The sequence below is a fragment of the Flammeovirga sp. OC4 genome, assembly GCF_000812565.1.
Classification (GTDB): Bacteria; Bacteroidota; Bacteroidia; order Cytophagales; family Flammeovirgaceae; genus Flammeovirga.
Window position 1 is genome coordinate 1 of record NZ_JTAM01000029.1, and the last position, 15,041, is coordinate 15,041.

The 15,041-nt window shown below is 36.1% G+C and carries 13 protein-coding genes; 4 read left to right on the top strand and 9 right to left on the bottom strand.

Annotation, left to right across the window (positions count from 1 at the left end):
- Positions 1–90: 90 nt before the first annotated feature.
- Together PL77_RS16595 and PL77_RS16600 are read left to right on the top strand one after the other, a co-directional pair.
- Complete coding sequence (locus PL77_RS16595) at positions 91–555, top strand: hypothetical protein (RefSeq protein WP_044207657.1); 465 nt, start codon at positions 91–93, stop codon at positions 553–555.
- 55 nt (positions 556–610) lie between these two features.
- A complete protein-coding gene (locus tag PL77_RS16600) occupies positions 611–1,561 on the top strand; it encodes an endonuclease/exonuclease/phosphatase family protein (RefSeq protein ID WP_044207659.1) in 951 nt (316 codons plus the stop codon).
- A gap of 81 nt (positions 1,562–1,642) precedes the next feature.
- On the opposite strand, the gene PL77_RS16605 is transcribed toward PL77_RS16600, so the two are convergent.
- From PL77_RS16605 to PL77_RS16620, 4 genes are all read right to left on the bottom strand, one after another.
- Positions 1,643–2,860 carry a GTP-binding protein gene (locus PL77_RS16605; protein WP_044207661.1) on the bottom strand — a complete coding sequence of 406 codons (1,218 nt, stop codon included), beginning with the start codon at positions 2,858–2,860 and terminating at the stop codon, positions 1,643–1,645.
- A 207-nt stretch (positions 2,861–3,067) separates the two neighbouring features.
- Complete coding sequence (locus PL77_RS16610; protein ID WP_044207664.1) at positions 3,068–3,502, bottom strand: cupin domain-containing protein; 435 nt, start codon at positions 3,500–3,502, stop codon at positions 3,068–3,070.
- A gap of 111 nt (positions 3,503–3,613) precedes the next feature.
- On the bottom strand, positions 3,614–4,567 hold the full coding sequence (locus tag PL77_RS16615) for a methyltransferase (protein WP_044207667.1): 954 nt from the start codon (positions 4,565–4,567) through the stop codon (positions 3,614–3,616).
- Positions 4,568–4,691: 124 nt separating this feature from the next.
- Positions 4,692–6,278, bottom strand: a complete 1,587-nt coding sequence (locus PL77_RS16620) for an arylsulfatase (protein ID WP_082026593.1) — start codon at positions 6,276–6,278, stop codon at positions 4,692–4,694.
- 188 nt (positions 6,279–6,466) lie between these two features.
- Between PL77_RS16620 and PL77_RS16625 the strand changes: the two genes are divergently transcribed.
- Both PL77_RS16625 and PL77_RS16630 read left to right on the top strand, forming a co-directional pair.
- Positions 6,467–7,255: a polysaccharide deacetylase family protein gene (locus PL77_RS16625; protein WP_044207669.1), complete on the top strand. Its 789-nt coding sequence runs from the start codon at positions 6,467–6,469 to the stop codon at positions 7,253–7,255.
- 3 nt (positions 7,256–7,258) lie between these two features.
- Positions 7,259–8,128 carry a hypothetical protein gene (locus PL77_RS16630; protein WP_044207672.1) on the top strand — a complete coding sequence of 290 codons (870 nt, stop codon included), beginning with the start codon at positions 7,259–7,261 and terminating at the stop codon, positions 8,126–8,128.
- A 64-nt stretch (positions 8,129–8,192) separates the two neighbouring features.
- On the opposite strand, the gene PL77_RS16635 is transcribed toward PL77_RS16630, so the two are convergent.
- From PL77_RS16635 to gldJ, 5 genes are all read right to left on the bottom strand, one after another.
- Positions 8,193–8,960, bottom strand: coding sequence for a TerC family protein (locus PL77_RS16635; RefSeq protein ID WP_044207674.1), 768 nt, complete (start codon positions 8,958–8,960; stop codon positions 8,193–8,195).
- Between the two features lie 93 nt (positions 8,961–9,053).
- On the bottom strand, positions 9,054–9,974 hold the full coding sequence (locus PL77_RS16640) for a universal stress protein (protein ID WP_044207677.1): 921 nt from the start codon (positions 9,972–9,974) through the stop codon (positions 9,054–9,056).
- A gap of 95 nt (positions 9,975–10,069) precedes the next feature.
- Positions 10,070–10,897: a purine-nucleoside phosphorylase gene (locus tag PL77_RS16645; protein WP_044207678.1), complete on the bottom strand. Its 828-nt coding sequence runs from the start codon at positions 10,895–10,897 to the stop codon at positions 10,070–10,072.
- A gap of 165 nt (positions 10,898–11,062) precedes the next feature.
- Entirely contained in the window at positions 11,063–13,357 is a 2,295-nt protein-coding gene (locus PL77_RS16650; RefSeq protein WP_052444493.1) for a Tex family protein, read from the bottom strand.
- A gap of 317 nt (positions 13,358–13,674) precedes the next feature.
- Positions 13,675–14,904 (bottom strand): gliding motility lipoprotein GldJ, encoded by a 1,230-nt coding sequence (gldJ, locus tag PL77_RS16655; protein WP_044207681.1) that lies wholly within the window; start codon positions 14,902–14,904, stop codon positions 13,675–13,677.
- Between the last annotated feature and the right edge of the window lie 137 nt (positions 14,905–15,041).

Here is a 15,041-nt window from a genome sequence, read left to right on the forward strand (position 1 = left end):
TCCTATAAATGCTTGTAGAAAGGTTGATTAAAAGTTGAAGAAAAACTTAGTTTACATTGTATTTAAATTTATTCCTACAAATCTTGAACTATGAAAGAAATAGAAGCCTTACTTACAGATATTGAATCCAAAATAGAAAATCATTACCTTCTTCAATCCTCTATTTCTGAGGCTAATGTTGGCTGGCATATAAAACATAGCTTATTAGTGTTGGATAGTGTTATTGAAGCTATGAAAAAGTCCGATCCCCAAAAATATAAATGGTCATTTAAATTACCTCGATTGATTGTTTTTGGTATGAATAAAATTCCAAGAGGAAAAGGAAAGTCTCCAAAAATGGTAAGGCCGGAGAAATATGATGAAGCCTCTCTAAGAGCTGATTTAATAGTGACGAAACAAAAGATGGCAGATCTAAGCACTCTTGAAAAAGATAAATATTTTAAACATCCTTATTTTGGAGATTTAAAAAAGAAACAGGCAATAAAGTTTCTAATGATCCATACCAAACATCACATGGCAATTGCGGATGATATTATAAAAGCTGATAATAAATGATACCGTTTTCCTATTTTTGGTTTACTTGCGAGTCTAATCGAAAATAAAACTAATAATGAAACAAATTCAATTATTCTTTCTTCTATTTTTCACGGCTTTTAGTTCGCTGTTTGCACAAGAAGTAACAATAGCAACTTTCAATGCAGAGTTTCTAAATAAGAAGAAAGTACAGCTCAAATTTGGCTTACCTTATGATATGAAATATGCTTCTAAAAAGGAACAGAAATTTTGGGATAAGGAAGAAAATAGGTCTGAAAAGCTTCAAGAAGCGTCTGCAAATGTCGCAGAAATGATCAAGAAGATTAATGCAGATATTATTACCCTTACTGAGGTAGGTACTCGTGAAGACTTGGAAGTTCTTGTAGATGAATTAAAGAAAATAGAAGTCACTTACGATTACTGGGAAGTTTGTGATAGCAAAGATACTTTTACAGGGCAACATGTGGCTGTTTTGTCAAAATACCCTTTAAAAGATACTTGGTATGAGATTGAAGGAACTTCAATTTACCTTGAAGAACTCGATGGAGACGCTGAAGGACAAACGGGGATAAGTAAAGGAATGAAAGTAACCGCTACGATTGAAGGGAAAGAGGTTGATATTTTTGTTCTTCATTTCAAAAGTGAAAGAGGTGGGTTTGAGAGCGATGCCAAGAGAATTGCTCAGGCGAGTATTGCTCGAAGAGCGATCATAAAACAGCTCAATCTTGGCAGAAGAGTAATTGTAACAGGAGACTTAAATGCTGAGAAAAAGAGCCCGTCAGTCTATAGAGTCAGAGGGTTTGATGATATCTATGAGGAATTGATTCAAACAGGAAGATCAGAATATTTCAAGGATTTTGATGTGCGATGGACCTATAATTATAAGGGAGAACCGGAGCAAATCGACCATATTCTATTTTCATCAAACATAGCCAATGAAAAGGATATTCATACTAAAATCATCAAAACTGACAATGAATTAGTATCTGATCATAATCCGGTGATCGTTAATTTCAAATTGAAATAACAAGTACTTTTCAACATAAAAATACCTACACCGAACAAATAGTTTAGTGTAGGTATTTTTTATACATAGGTGAAAAATATTTTACTCAAAAGCATAAGACCTCTCTACAGGCCAATTGTCTTCATACCCTAATTTCCAACGGAGTGTTTTTAGTTCATCCTCAGTAGCAATACACTCATCAAGGTCTTTGATGATTTGTGCCTCATCCATGTCTTGTCCAATGATGACCAATTCATTTTTTCGATCGCCATACACCTCATCCCAACCCGCTTCAATTGTTTCTTGATTTTCAATAAAAGCCAAGTATTGAAGTCGCTTTTTGTGATGCATACTACTCCACCACACACCAGCACTATCCGCTTTTAACGAACCTCCAGCCTGACTCCAAACTAATGCCTGCTCAGGACGTGAAGCCAGCCAAAACAATCCTTTACTACGGATCACAGTACTTGGGAACTCATATTGAACGTAAAACCAAAATCGTTCTGGGTCAAAAGGTTTTTCATTACGATAAACAAAAGAAGAAATTCCATACTCTTCTGTTTCAGGTGTGTGTTCCTCTTTATTGAGTTCTTCAATCCAACCTTCACTTTGCTCTGCTTCCTCAAAATTAAATAACCCAGTATTCAAAATTTTAGGAGGATCGACCTTACTGTAAGACGACTCAATAATTTTAGCCGATGGATTTAACTTATGAATAGCCGCTCTTAAAACACCCAAGTGCTCCTCAGTGACAAGATCAGTTTTATTTAGGATGATTACATTAGCAAATTCTACGTGATCCGTTAAAAGGTTGACTATCGTTCTATAATCTCCATCAATATCTGTCAATTCTCTATCCACCAATCGTTCTGGACTACCAAAATCCTTAAAGAAATTGAAGGCATCAATCACCGTCACCATCGTATCGATATAACTGAACTTTGATAAATCGATTCCATTTTCTTCATCCACAAATGAAAAAGTCTGAGCTACTGGAACGGGTTCACTGATACCAGTACTTTCAATCAGTAGGTAATCAAAACGTTCTTCCTTTGCGAGTCGTTCTACCTCTACCATCAAGTCTTCACGTAGCGTACAACAGATACAACCGTTGCTCATCTCCACTAATTTCTCTTCAGTGCGAGATAAAGTGTTTTCGTTTTTGACTAGCTCCGCATCAACGTTTACTTCACTCATATCATTGACAATGACGGCCACTTTCAGTCCTTCTTTGTTGTATAGAATATGATTGAGAAGAGTAGTTTTTCCAGCTCCGAGAAATCCGCTCAAAACAGTTACAGGTAGTTTCCTATTCATAAGTTTAAAGTTTTTAAGTGCGATAGTGTCGCAAAATAAATCCAATTGAATGTAAACGCAACTTTATTGCAGGTTTTGTGTGATAGCTATAAAGGAAAAAACAGTAATGTTAATGCTATGGTTTACTGATTGCAACTAATGTAGGATCAAACAAAAAGCCAACCTAAGGCTAGATTGACTTTCCATTTTATGTATAATAAATGAGGATTATTCCTCATAAATATCAAATTCAGCTGAAATAGATTTCATCAATTCAGCATCTTCAAAATCGGCATCGGTGAGTTTAGAAAGTTTCTCGAGGTATAAATCAAACTGACCATTTTTGAAGATAGTGAGCATTTTTCCACCCTCCACGCATTTTGCCGCATGCCATACATTTGGAGGCACCGTGATGGTATCTCCGGGCTTGCCAATTACCGTTTCATCATCAAAAATTAATTCTACTTCTCCTTCAAGAATATAGAATATCTCAGTCATGATTTTATGGTGGTGACGTGCAAGGAAAAAGCCTGGTTTCAGAGTGTCTTCTACAAAACTGAGTTCCCCGTTAGTGTGGTTAGACGAGAGTTTCACAAAGCAGTGATCTTGTGAATAGTTGTAGTTTTCTCCTTCTCCATTTCTGATGACTTCTCTTTCTTTCATAGTATTTGAGTAGATTGATATTTAATTGATAATCAAAAGTATAAATTATCATTTTTTAGAGAAGAAATGAACTGTTTCATAGAAAAGTGAAAATATCTATTGGAAAGAGAATTATAATTTAGCTTTTAATTGACATACCCAAATATTTCTAGTAAACTTCACTTTCCCTACTTTATCAACAGTACAGAAATCCACCATTTCAAGGTTATATTTTTCAATAATCACTTTAATATCAGAGATAGAAACAATCACCAATCTTGAGGCAATTTTTGAGGCAGATGCAATGATGTTTTCTACAATTTCATCACTTGAAACTGAGTATAGATTGTAGGGTAAGTCGATAATCGCCGCATCATATTTTTGAGTAATGTCTTTGATGTCTTCATTATAGACTTTTGCCGAATAACCATAATGCTCTAAGTTTTTTGTGGTATGATTGTAGGCCTTCCAGTTGATATCACATCCTTCAATATTAAAACCTGCATAACACCCTTCTAACATTACTGTTCCTACACCGCAACACGTATCAATCAATCGTTTTTCTTTATTTCCTTTAGAAGCAATATTGACCAATGTTTTGGCTGTATTCATACTCAATGAATTACTGAAAGAACAGGGTTTATCATTGTGTTTTTGCCATTCAGCATCATCTCTGATCGATTCACCAAAATACCATACCCCTTCAAAATTACATAAAGCATAAGTCACAGTTGGGTTGTAATAATCAGGCTCTCCCGTGATGATATAACCAATATCGCGAAGTTTATTTAAACGAGGTTTGTAGCCAATTTCGTCCCCTTTCAGTTTTTCATATTCCAATTTGAAGCCTTCAGCACATATTTCTTTCGCCTTAATGCTTTCCAGTAATTCATCATAATTTTCAGTAGCAAAGAGAATGTCAATTCTTTTCTTGATAAAAGCACTGCTGTCTGGTTCAATTTTTACATCAGAGAAGAAATGATTGCCTTGGAGTGCTTGATCAAAAAGTATTTTTGTCTCAAGTTCACACATGGAGATCTCATTTGAATTGTATTTGATGATATATAAAAACTGTTCCTTTTGCATAGGGGTATGTGAATTAATAAAAAAGGCTTCATCTGACCTAATGCCAAATGAAGCCGCAAGTTAATACTAAGCAGTTATACAATCAAAACTCAATTTTAAATGTATAACTGCTTAAAACGTAGTATTACTGTTTCGATTTCAATCTTTCTTCATTCCACCTTTTAAAATCGTCCATAGCACCATCAATGGAGAAGGAATCAATTTTTTCTATTTGAGGATATTTATAAAGCGATTGGATAAATTCACCCACAGTAGCACCCGCTTTGTAGATATATGGAGCACGTTTTGCCAGCCAAGCCCAATAAGAGTTAGAGTCAGTGTCCGCTCTTTCATAAGGGTCTCTTCTGATATTAAAGATTTTTGGTAAACGAAGTGGGACAAATGGCTCTGCCCATACTTGCATGGTGCGTGCTCTTTGTTCCATAAATACCACTTTCCAATCATCCATTCTGACTGCCGTCACATCACCATCATCTGAAGTATAAATAAAGTTACGTCTTGGACTCTCTTCTGCTTCTCCTTTGAAATAGGGAAGCATATTGAAGCCGTCAATCGTCGTTTGTACTTTCCTGTTTGCATAATCAATCCCCTTTTCTAATTGAGCTTTGATATCCGTTACTCCAACGGCAGCCATCACCGTCGGCAACCAATCTTGATGAGAAACAATACCAGTAAGTATTTTCCCTTCAGGAATAGTACCTTTCCACATCACATGACAAGGCACTCTATAAGCACCTTCCCAGTTGGTGTTTTTCTCAGATCTGTAAGGAGTCACTGCACCGTCAGGCCATTCATTATAATGCGGACCATTATCTGTAGAATACATAATGATGGTATTTTCCATCACACCCAATTCCTCCAATTTTGCTAAGATCTTTCCAATATTTCTGTCATGATCTACCATAACATCCGCATAAAAAGAATCCCCCCCTTGACCAGAAATACCTTTGATATCATCTGCACGGTAAGTAGGGAAGTGCATCCCAACGGTATTGTACCACAAGAAGAATGGAGCATCTTCTTTCGCTTTTTCACCTACCCATTCAATTGCTCTTTCCGTGATTTCTCTATCCACCGTTTCCATTCTTTTCTTTGTCAATGGACCCGTATCCGTAACTCTGCCGTCGGCATAAGAGTGGATCACACCTCTTGGTCCAAATTTATCTTTAAACCAGTCATCTTGAGGATAATCAGGGTGTTCAGGTTCTTCCTCTGCATTTAAATGGTATAGGTTGCCAAAGAATTCATCAAAACCATGGTTGGTAGGCAACATTTCATCACGGTCACCAAAGTGGTTTTTGCCAAACTGAGCAGTAGCATAGCCCTCTCGCTTTAATAGCCAAGCTATAGAAGGGTGTTCAGGTCTAAAACCTGCATTCGCACCTGGAAGCCCTACTTTTGAAAGGCCAGATCGAATAGGATTTTGTCCCGTCAGGAAAGAGGAGCGTCCGGCAGTACAAGACTGCTCTCCATAATAGTCTGTAAAAGCAATTCCCTCTTCTGCAATTCGGTCAATATTAGGTGTCATATACCCCATTTGACCGCGGTTCCAAAATGATAGGTTGAATTGTCCTATATCATCTCCCCATAAAATGACGATGTTAGGTTTCTTAGGTGTTTTTTTCTCAGGTTTTTCACTAGCGTAGGAACAAAATGCAATTCCTAGCGAGAGTAATACTAGAATAGTTTTTCTCATAATTAAGGTTTTCATCTGAAATAATTTACTGTCAAGTACCCAACTAGATTTATTATTAGCACTTAATAGATTGAGTTGATATTCTTTAGATTAGATATAATTTACCACTAATGAATTGTTAGTAGTTAGATTATGTTCTAAATTTAAAACAAGTACTAATCCTGTACAAATGAATCTTTTTTTAGTGCAAACTAGTTTCAGTAATGAGAAAAATAACTACTACCTTTCTTCTTTTCTTTTTTGTAATCAATGTAATCTATGCCCAAAGTGATACACCTTGGAATGGGAAAAAATGTGCAGTTGTATTGACCTATGACGATGCCTTGAATGTACATTTAGACAGTGTAATGCCAGTTTTAGATAAGCATCATTTTAATGGGACATTTTATGTAATGGGTGATACCGAAATTCTGAATAAGAGAATGGAGGAGTGGCGAAAAGCATCCCAAAAAGGACATGAATTAGGCAATCATACTTTAGCACACCCTTGTGACGGAAGTATTGATAATAGAGATTGGGTGATACCTGAAAGAGACCTCAGTAATTACAGTATTATTAGAGCCGTCAATGAAATCAAAACAACAAACACTTTATTGAAAGCCATTGATGGAAAAGACGAGAGAACGTTTGCCTACCCTTGCGGTGATTTGACAATTAATGGAACAACTTTCTATGATCAAGTAGAAAGTGAGTTTGTAGCGGCAAGAGGAACTTTTCATGGTTTGGAATCAAGCAAGACCATTGACATGAAGAATATCAAATGTTTCAGTATGCATGGACAAACAGGGGAGGAGATGATCAAGCTAGTCCAAGAGGCGGAAGAGCAAAACGCATTGGTGGTATTTCTATTTCATGGTGTTGGTGGTGAGCATAGTTTGAATGTTTCCAATGCTGCACATATTGAACTGATTGAGTATTTATCAAAGCACAAGAAAGATATTTGGGTAGATACGATGGTAGAAGTAGCTCGTTATTTAAAAAATGAAAAGTAAACTATGAACAGATTAATTACACTACTCTTTTTAAGCCTATTATTATGGAACTGTCAATTACAGAACAAGCCCAAAGCGTATGTTTTTGATCCACCTCAGATAGAGGATAAAGAACTATATGATATTGATAGTTTGCCCTTTTTCGAAACTGAAATTATGCAAGCGGCATCTTCTAATTTTGAGAGAATGATATCCTATGATTCTATGAGGTCAAGGTTTAATAATTTCACGGATAGTATCATGGACAAACATTATGAAGAGTATGATGATAATGAAGATGACTTATTTGATCCTATTGAGGCAATAATGTCTTATCAACCTTCTATTACGATTGATACTACAAAAATCATCAGTTATAAAGTGAGTAAATGGCATAACTTTAAATTACCCATCCTTTCCTCAGGTAAAGAAGTTTACCCTAAAAGACATCTAACTCCTCCTGTGCATGAACATGTTAAAGGATATAGAGTGTGGATTTCAAACTTGACAGATAGTATTAAATATATAGCTGCTCAAGATGGAGATATTATGGCTATCCAAGAAGCTTTAACTCCTGAAGGGGAATGGAAACCCATAGAATATTGGGTACATAGTTGGTGTGGGAATAGTATACATTATAATCCTCTTCCAGGTCTATCTTATGCTTATTTTACAATACCGATCTATAAAGGAGAATACAAAACAAAAATAAGATTGAAAGTTTATAATCAGAAGGAGGTGTTGTATTCTAATGTCATTGAAGGGGCTATCAATCTTAAACAATTTCAAGAACCAAGTGAATTTGTATTATCAAGCTACAATCGAAGGAAAAGAGAAGGACGTTGGTATGGTAATATTTATTTTAATAAACCAGATAAAACAGATGTCCTCTAATTAAAAATCCCCATCAAAATGAATCTCAATTTTGATGGGGATATTATTTATATAAATATCAAGATTAAGCTGATACAGATTCTTTTTCAGCATTACTGATTTTAGGGTTCTTTTTTCTACTTCTAATATTAAGAAGTTCCACGCCAAATGCGAAAGCCATAGCGAAGTAAACATATCCCTTAGGAACGTGAACACCAAATGCCTCGATCACTAATAGGAAACCAATCATTACTAAGAATGAAAGGGCTAGCATTTTAATGGTAGGGTTAGTATCTACAAAATTGGCAATTTTCTTAGAGAAGAATAACATTACGCAAAGTGATATAATTACGGCAGCAATCATAATTGGTAATTCTTTTACAAGTCCAACTGCGGTTAAGATTGAATCAAAAGAGAAAACAATATCAATCAATACAATTTGAACTACTCCGCTCCAAAATGATTTTACTTTTTTGACTTGCATTTCTTCCTCGTCTTCACCTTCTACATGAACGTGAATCTCGCTTGTCGTTTTGGCGATTAAGAATAATCCGCCGCCAAGTAATATCAAGTCTCTGCCACTCAATGCTCCGTCTACACCAATAAGGTCTAAGAAAGGAATAGTAATCAGAGGATCTTCCAATCCTACAAGCCATGAGATAGAAAATAATAAACCAATACGAACAACTAATGCCATCATGATACCTAAGCTTCTCGCTTTGTCCTGTTGTTCTTGAGGGAGTTTTCCACTAACAATAGAGATGAAAATAATGTTGTCAATACCGAGGACGATTTCAAGTAATGTTAGTGTGATTAAACTGATTAATCCAGCAGTTGTGAAGAGTGCTTCCATTTTAGTGTTTAAGTTGAAAATTTATAGCAATAAAAAGCTCTAAAACCAGGAGTGATCTTAGAGCTTTTGAAATGTTTTTTTGATTTAGGAAAATTAGATTTCTAATAAAGCTCCGAACAATCCTAAGTTTCTCACTTTGTCTTTAACGACCATAGTTGAGATTGTAGTATGTTGTTTTAATAAGCTTTCGGCTGTACTACCAATAAAAGTAGCAGCTAGGGCCGATCTTCCTCTTGATCCCATGACAATCAAGTCTCCATCTTCTACTAATGATATGTTGGAAATGATTTTAGCTTCATTGTTTCCATAGATGTCAAAGTGTAACCTTGTTTTGTAGTCGATGTCTCCAAAATCAAACTGCTTCAAGAAGTTTTTACATCTTTTTTCAGCATGTTGTAGTAATACCTGAGCATACTCTTCTGGTGTTTTTCCGGAAGCTGTATATCCTGTTGGCAGGGCGTATACATGAAGTATGGTCAATTCCATATGATTTCTATTGGCAATCTGAATAGCATTTTTCATAGCCATTTTAGACATCTCAGAAAAATCAATTGGAACGATGGCTTTTTTAATTGGTACTTGAGGGTTTTCCGAAACAGTCAATACAGTACAATAAGCATATCTTGTCAAAAGACGTGCAATTGTACCGCTTCCTTCAGCGATATTTTTCTTACCAGCGATAACAAGGTCTACCTTGTTTTTTTGAATGGCTTTTAAAATCTTCGATGTTGGATCGCTTGATTCAGAAACTTGGAATACAAATTCGATGTTTCTGTCATTTAACTCACTGAATTTATCAACAAGCTCCTGCATTTTTTGCAAGACCATGTCTTTCTTAGTCACAAGTTTTCCTTTGTACTCTACTTCTTCTTTCGCTGAACCGTCTCTTATGACATGCATAAGGATAACTTTCTGTACTAAAAATACAGGTGCGGCAGTTAGAGAATAACGCATAATGGCATCGTCAATATACGTTAGGTCTATAGGTAATAGTGCTGATAGTGCTTTGTTCATATTCTACTATTCTTTCAGTAGTAAGAAGGTTGTTCCGATTAAATTATGGATTTAAATATGCAAATTACGTGCTTATTTTTATTAATTTAACATTTTTATATGATTTTTGTCAATAAACCGCCAATTAATTTTGAAAGATGAGGTTCAGCATTACTGGCATTTTTCAAAATTTCGGGTAAATCGACAGGTTGAAGTGCTCCTTCGTAGCATAAATCAGTGACTACTGAAACAGCAAAAACAGGAAGTTTCATTTGTACTGCAACAATGACTTCAGGTACGGTTGACATTCCTACAACGTCAGCTCCTATAATCCCTAAGTATTTGTATTCTGCTTTTGTTTCAAGGTTGGGGCCTGTTACTGAGGCATATACTCCTTCATGAACTGGTAAGTTGTGTTCTTTGACCACTTCTTTTGCTTTCTCAATAAGGTCATTGCTGTAAGGTTCAAACATATCTGGGAAGCGATCACCCCACTCGTCTACATTTTTACCAATCAATGGATTTCCAAACATCAAGTTGATGTGATCGTTGATGATCATCAAATCACTTTTTTGGAAGTTAGGGTTGATACCACCTGCCGCATTAGAAATAATTAAAGCAGAGACACCTAGAAGTTTTAAAACACGAATAGGAAAAGTAACTTCTTTCATGTCATATCCTTCATAAAAATGGAATCTTCCCTGCATCGCTACCACTTTTCTTCCATTTAAATAACCGAAAATTAAGCGTCCTTTATGAGACTCTACAGTAGATAAAGGAAAGTGAGGAAGTTTTTCATACGACAAATCATATTTGATATCCAATTCCTCTACAAGTCCGCCAAGACCAGTACCCAATACAATTCCTACTTCAGGCTGAAATCCATCACAAAGAGTTTGTACTTTTTGAACACACTCTTCAACCTTTTCTTTATATGTAATCATTTGACTTTTTAATTTTTGTGTTGGAATAATGTGAAACCTATCGTTTGCGAAATGGGCTTCTAAGAAATTTAGTAATAGATAGTTTTGTCTTACAGCTCAATTTGAAGCTTTTCTATGACAAAGAGAATTCCCCTACTTCCAATTGCTGAAAGTAGGGGATTAGTTTTATTTAAAACGATTTTTCAACATTGCCAATTTATCTTGCATTGATAAGTTGTCGTCGTTATCGTTATTATTGCTTCTTCTGTTACTGTTGTTTTGGTTAGAAGGTCTTCTATTTGTATTTGATTTCCCTCTGTTTTGTGATCGTCCTTGTGAATTTCCAACACCATCACCGCTTTTCATTGATAAAGCAATTCTGTTTCTAGAAATATCGACATCCGTCACTACCACTTGTACTTTTTGATGTACTTTTACGACCTCATTTGGATCAGAGATATAGCGGTCAGCCATTTGACTTAGGTGAACCAAACCATCTTGGTGTACTCCAATATCTACAAACGCACCGAAATTCGTGATGTTTGTAACAATACCAGGTAACTTCATTCCTACTGTAAGGTCCGTGATTTTTTCTACACCGTCAGCAAATTGGAAGGCCTCAAATTTTTCACGAGGGTCACGTCCTGGTTTTGCTAACTCTTTTAAAATATCAGTAAGTGTAGGGATACCCACATTTTCCGTCACATAATTATCTAACTTGATTTGTTTGTGAAGGTTTTCATTGGACATCAACTCATTGATGGTAACCCCTAGATCATCTGCCATCTGTTTTACAATACTGTAACTTTCTGGGTGAACGGCACTAGCATCCAATGGATTTTTAGCATCTCTGATTCTTAAGAAACCTGCACACTGTTCGTAAGCTTTTGGTCCAAGACGAGGTACTTTTTTCAACTGAGCTCTATTTGTAAAGGCTCCGTTTTCATTTCTGAAATCAACGATATTTTGAGCAATGCTTGGTCCTAAACCAGAAACGTATGAAAGTAATTCTTTACTTGCTGTATTCACTTCCACGCCTACTGCGTTCACACAACTCATTACTACATCATCCAAACTTTGCTTCAATGCAGATTGGTCAACGTCGTGCTGATATTGGCCAACACCAATTGATTTAGGATCAATTTTTACCAATTCCGCTAATGGATCCATTAGTCTACGACCAATAGAAACCGCACCTCTTACTGTAAGATCAAGATCAGGGAATTCATTTCTTGCTGTTTCAGAAGCAGAGTAAATAGAAGCACCACTTTCATTCACAACAACGATCTCAACACCCGAAAGTCCAAGGTTTCTAACAAAAGACTCTGTTTCACGACTTGCAGTACCATTACCGATCGCAATCGCCTCAATATCGTGTTTCTCACATAATCTTTTTACAATAGAACCAGATTCAGCTACTTTTCTTTGTGGCTCGTTAGGGAAGATGGCTGTATTTTCTAAAAGTTTACCTTGTCTATCTAAGCAAACTAACTTACAACCTGTTCTGAACCCTGGGTCAAGTGCTAAAACTCTTTTTTGTCCAAGAGGAGCTGACAATAATAATTGTCTTAAGTTTTCAGCAAATACACCAATTGCTTCTTCGTCTGCATCTTTTTTAGAAACTAAACGTGATTCCGTTTCCATTGAAGGTTTCAGAAGACGTTTGTAAGCATCTTTTACCGCCATTTGGATTTGCGCTGCACTAGGAGTTCTTTGATCTACGTGAATGTCTTCCATTAAGAATAATGCATCTTCCTCTTCAGGAGAACAGTCTAATGAAATGATCATTTCTTTTTCTGCTCTTCTCATAGCAAGTACACGGTGTGAAGGAGCACCTTTTAATGACTCATTCCAATCGAAATAGTCTTTATATTTGGCACCTTCTTCTTCTTTACCTGGAATTACTTTAGCTTTGAAAGTACCTTTACTCATGAAAAGCTCACGCATTTCAGCACGAGTTTCTGCATCTTCATTTACTTTCTCAGCAATAATATCTCTAGCACCAGCAAGTGCTTTCTCAATATCTCCAACCTCTTTTTCAGGGTCTACAAATTTAGCTGCTTCCGCTTCAATATCTGTAGATAAGTCTGGCGAAAGTAGAATATCTGCTAAAGGCTCTAAGCCTCTTTCTTTAGCGATACTTGCTTTTGTTTTTCTTTTCGGTTTATATGGAAGATAAATATCCTCCAATACAGACATTGTTTCAGCTGCAAGAATTTTATCTTTTAGTTCATCCGTTAATTTACCCTGATCTTCAATACTCTTAAGGATACTTTCTCTTCTTTTATCAAGTTCTCTAAGTTGTAATGCCTTATCTCTGATGTCAGCAACCTGAACTTCATCCAAACTACCTGTAACTTCTTTTCTATATCGAGAAATGAAAGGTACAGTAGCTCCTTCATCCAATAAAGCAAGGGTGTCTCTTACTTGCTTTTCTGATATGCTCAAGGCTTGAGCAATTTTGTTTGTGATATTCACCATAGTATTAATTACGATGCAAAAGGGTCTTTAAAAAAGCATTTTTGAAAATGCTTGACAAGCTTCTTTAAAAGTAAAAAGTATACATTTTTAAGAAGAGTATAGAATGCGAAAATACGCTTTTTAAGTACCTACTCAAAATAAATTATTAAAACTTATGAGCTTATTTTGAAGGGCGTTTTTCAATACAGAGTGTTTATATTCTTACATTAATTTGAAGTGTTATATGTAAAGTTTGAAACATAAAAAGGCCTTCAATTTCGGTAACGAAATTGAAGGCCTTTTTGCTGTATTTCTTTCTCCTTAATTAGGAGTTATTTTTAATTTTCACCTGGGTTAATCATCGCACAACGGAAACCAATTGTTGCAGTTGCTGAATCTTGATCTAAGAAACGACGAGTACCTGCAGCCATCCAGTAAGCAACATCTTTCCAAGAACCGCCTTTGTAAACACGGATCGAGTTAGAGATGAATGAATCATATTGACGAACATAACCGTATGATTGGTAGTTGTAACCTTGGTTAGGACCATCTAAGTAATCGTTTTTACGAACTGGGTTTAAGTCATCCATATCTGCATATGATAAAGGACGGTAGATATCTTCTACCCATTCTGATACGTTACCACCCATGTTATAAAGACCGAAGTCATTTGGAGGGTTGTCATATACCCAAGTCGTAACCATTGCTGCGTCATTCAGTTTACCACCGATACCAGCATAGTCACCACGACCACGTTTGAAGTTGGCCATCATATCACCCATTGACTCACCATAAGGGTTTCTTACCGAGTGACCTGACCATGGATAAATACGACGTTCAGAGTAGTTTTCGTCGATATCTTGTAAACCAATTAAGGCTTGTGATGCGTAATCCCATTCTGCTTCAGTTGGTAAACGGAAAGCAGGAAGTACAACACCTGATTCTAATGGAATAGACTCACCGTTTTCAGCTGCTTCAGCTTCTTCGTCAGTACCATCCATCATTGCTAAGTTCTTATTTACTACTGTAGTTCTCCATGCACAATAGTTTTGAGCTTGTGTCCATGTGATACCTACTACAGGGTGATAACGGAAACCAGGGTAACGTAAGTAGTGATCAACGTATTGATCATTAAATGCTAATTGCTCAGCCCAAACAGTTGTATCAGGCAATGCCTCTTCTAAAGAAATACCAGAAACTGATGAGTCAGTACTTACATGGTGTAAGTAAAGTAACCAGTTAAGGTTGGCAACTTCTGTTTCGTCCATCCAGAAAGAAGCTACTGAAACCGTACGTTCGATATTGTCACGAGATTTCATTAAATCCTCTTCGTATGAACCTAATACAAAACGACCACCCTCGATGTATTTCATGTTTGGAACTTCTGGCATTCCACTATAGTCTCTAACCGAAAAACTATTGTCGTCTTTACCGTTATATTCCAACCCTGTCATTGTATCGTATCCTCCAGGGTTAGTTGCGTCAGGCTTTGAATTTTTGGCGCAGCTAGTAACTAATAAACCGGTTAGTAGTACCGCAGCCAAATAAAGCAGATTCCTTTTGCTCATGATATTCAGATCTCTATTTTTTCAATGTACCCAGTACGGCACATACTAATTTTCAAAAAATGTGTTTCATTCCCATAATGAAACCGCAACGAAATACATTTATTCAATAATTGTACCCAAAAGTCGAAGTTGTGAAT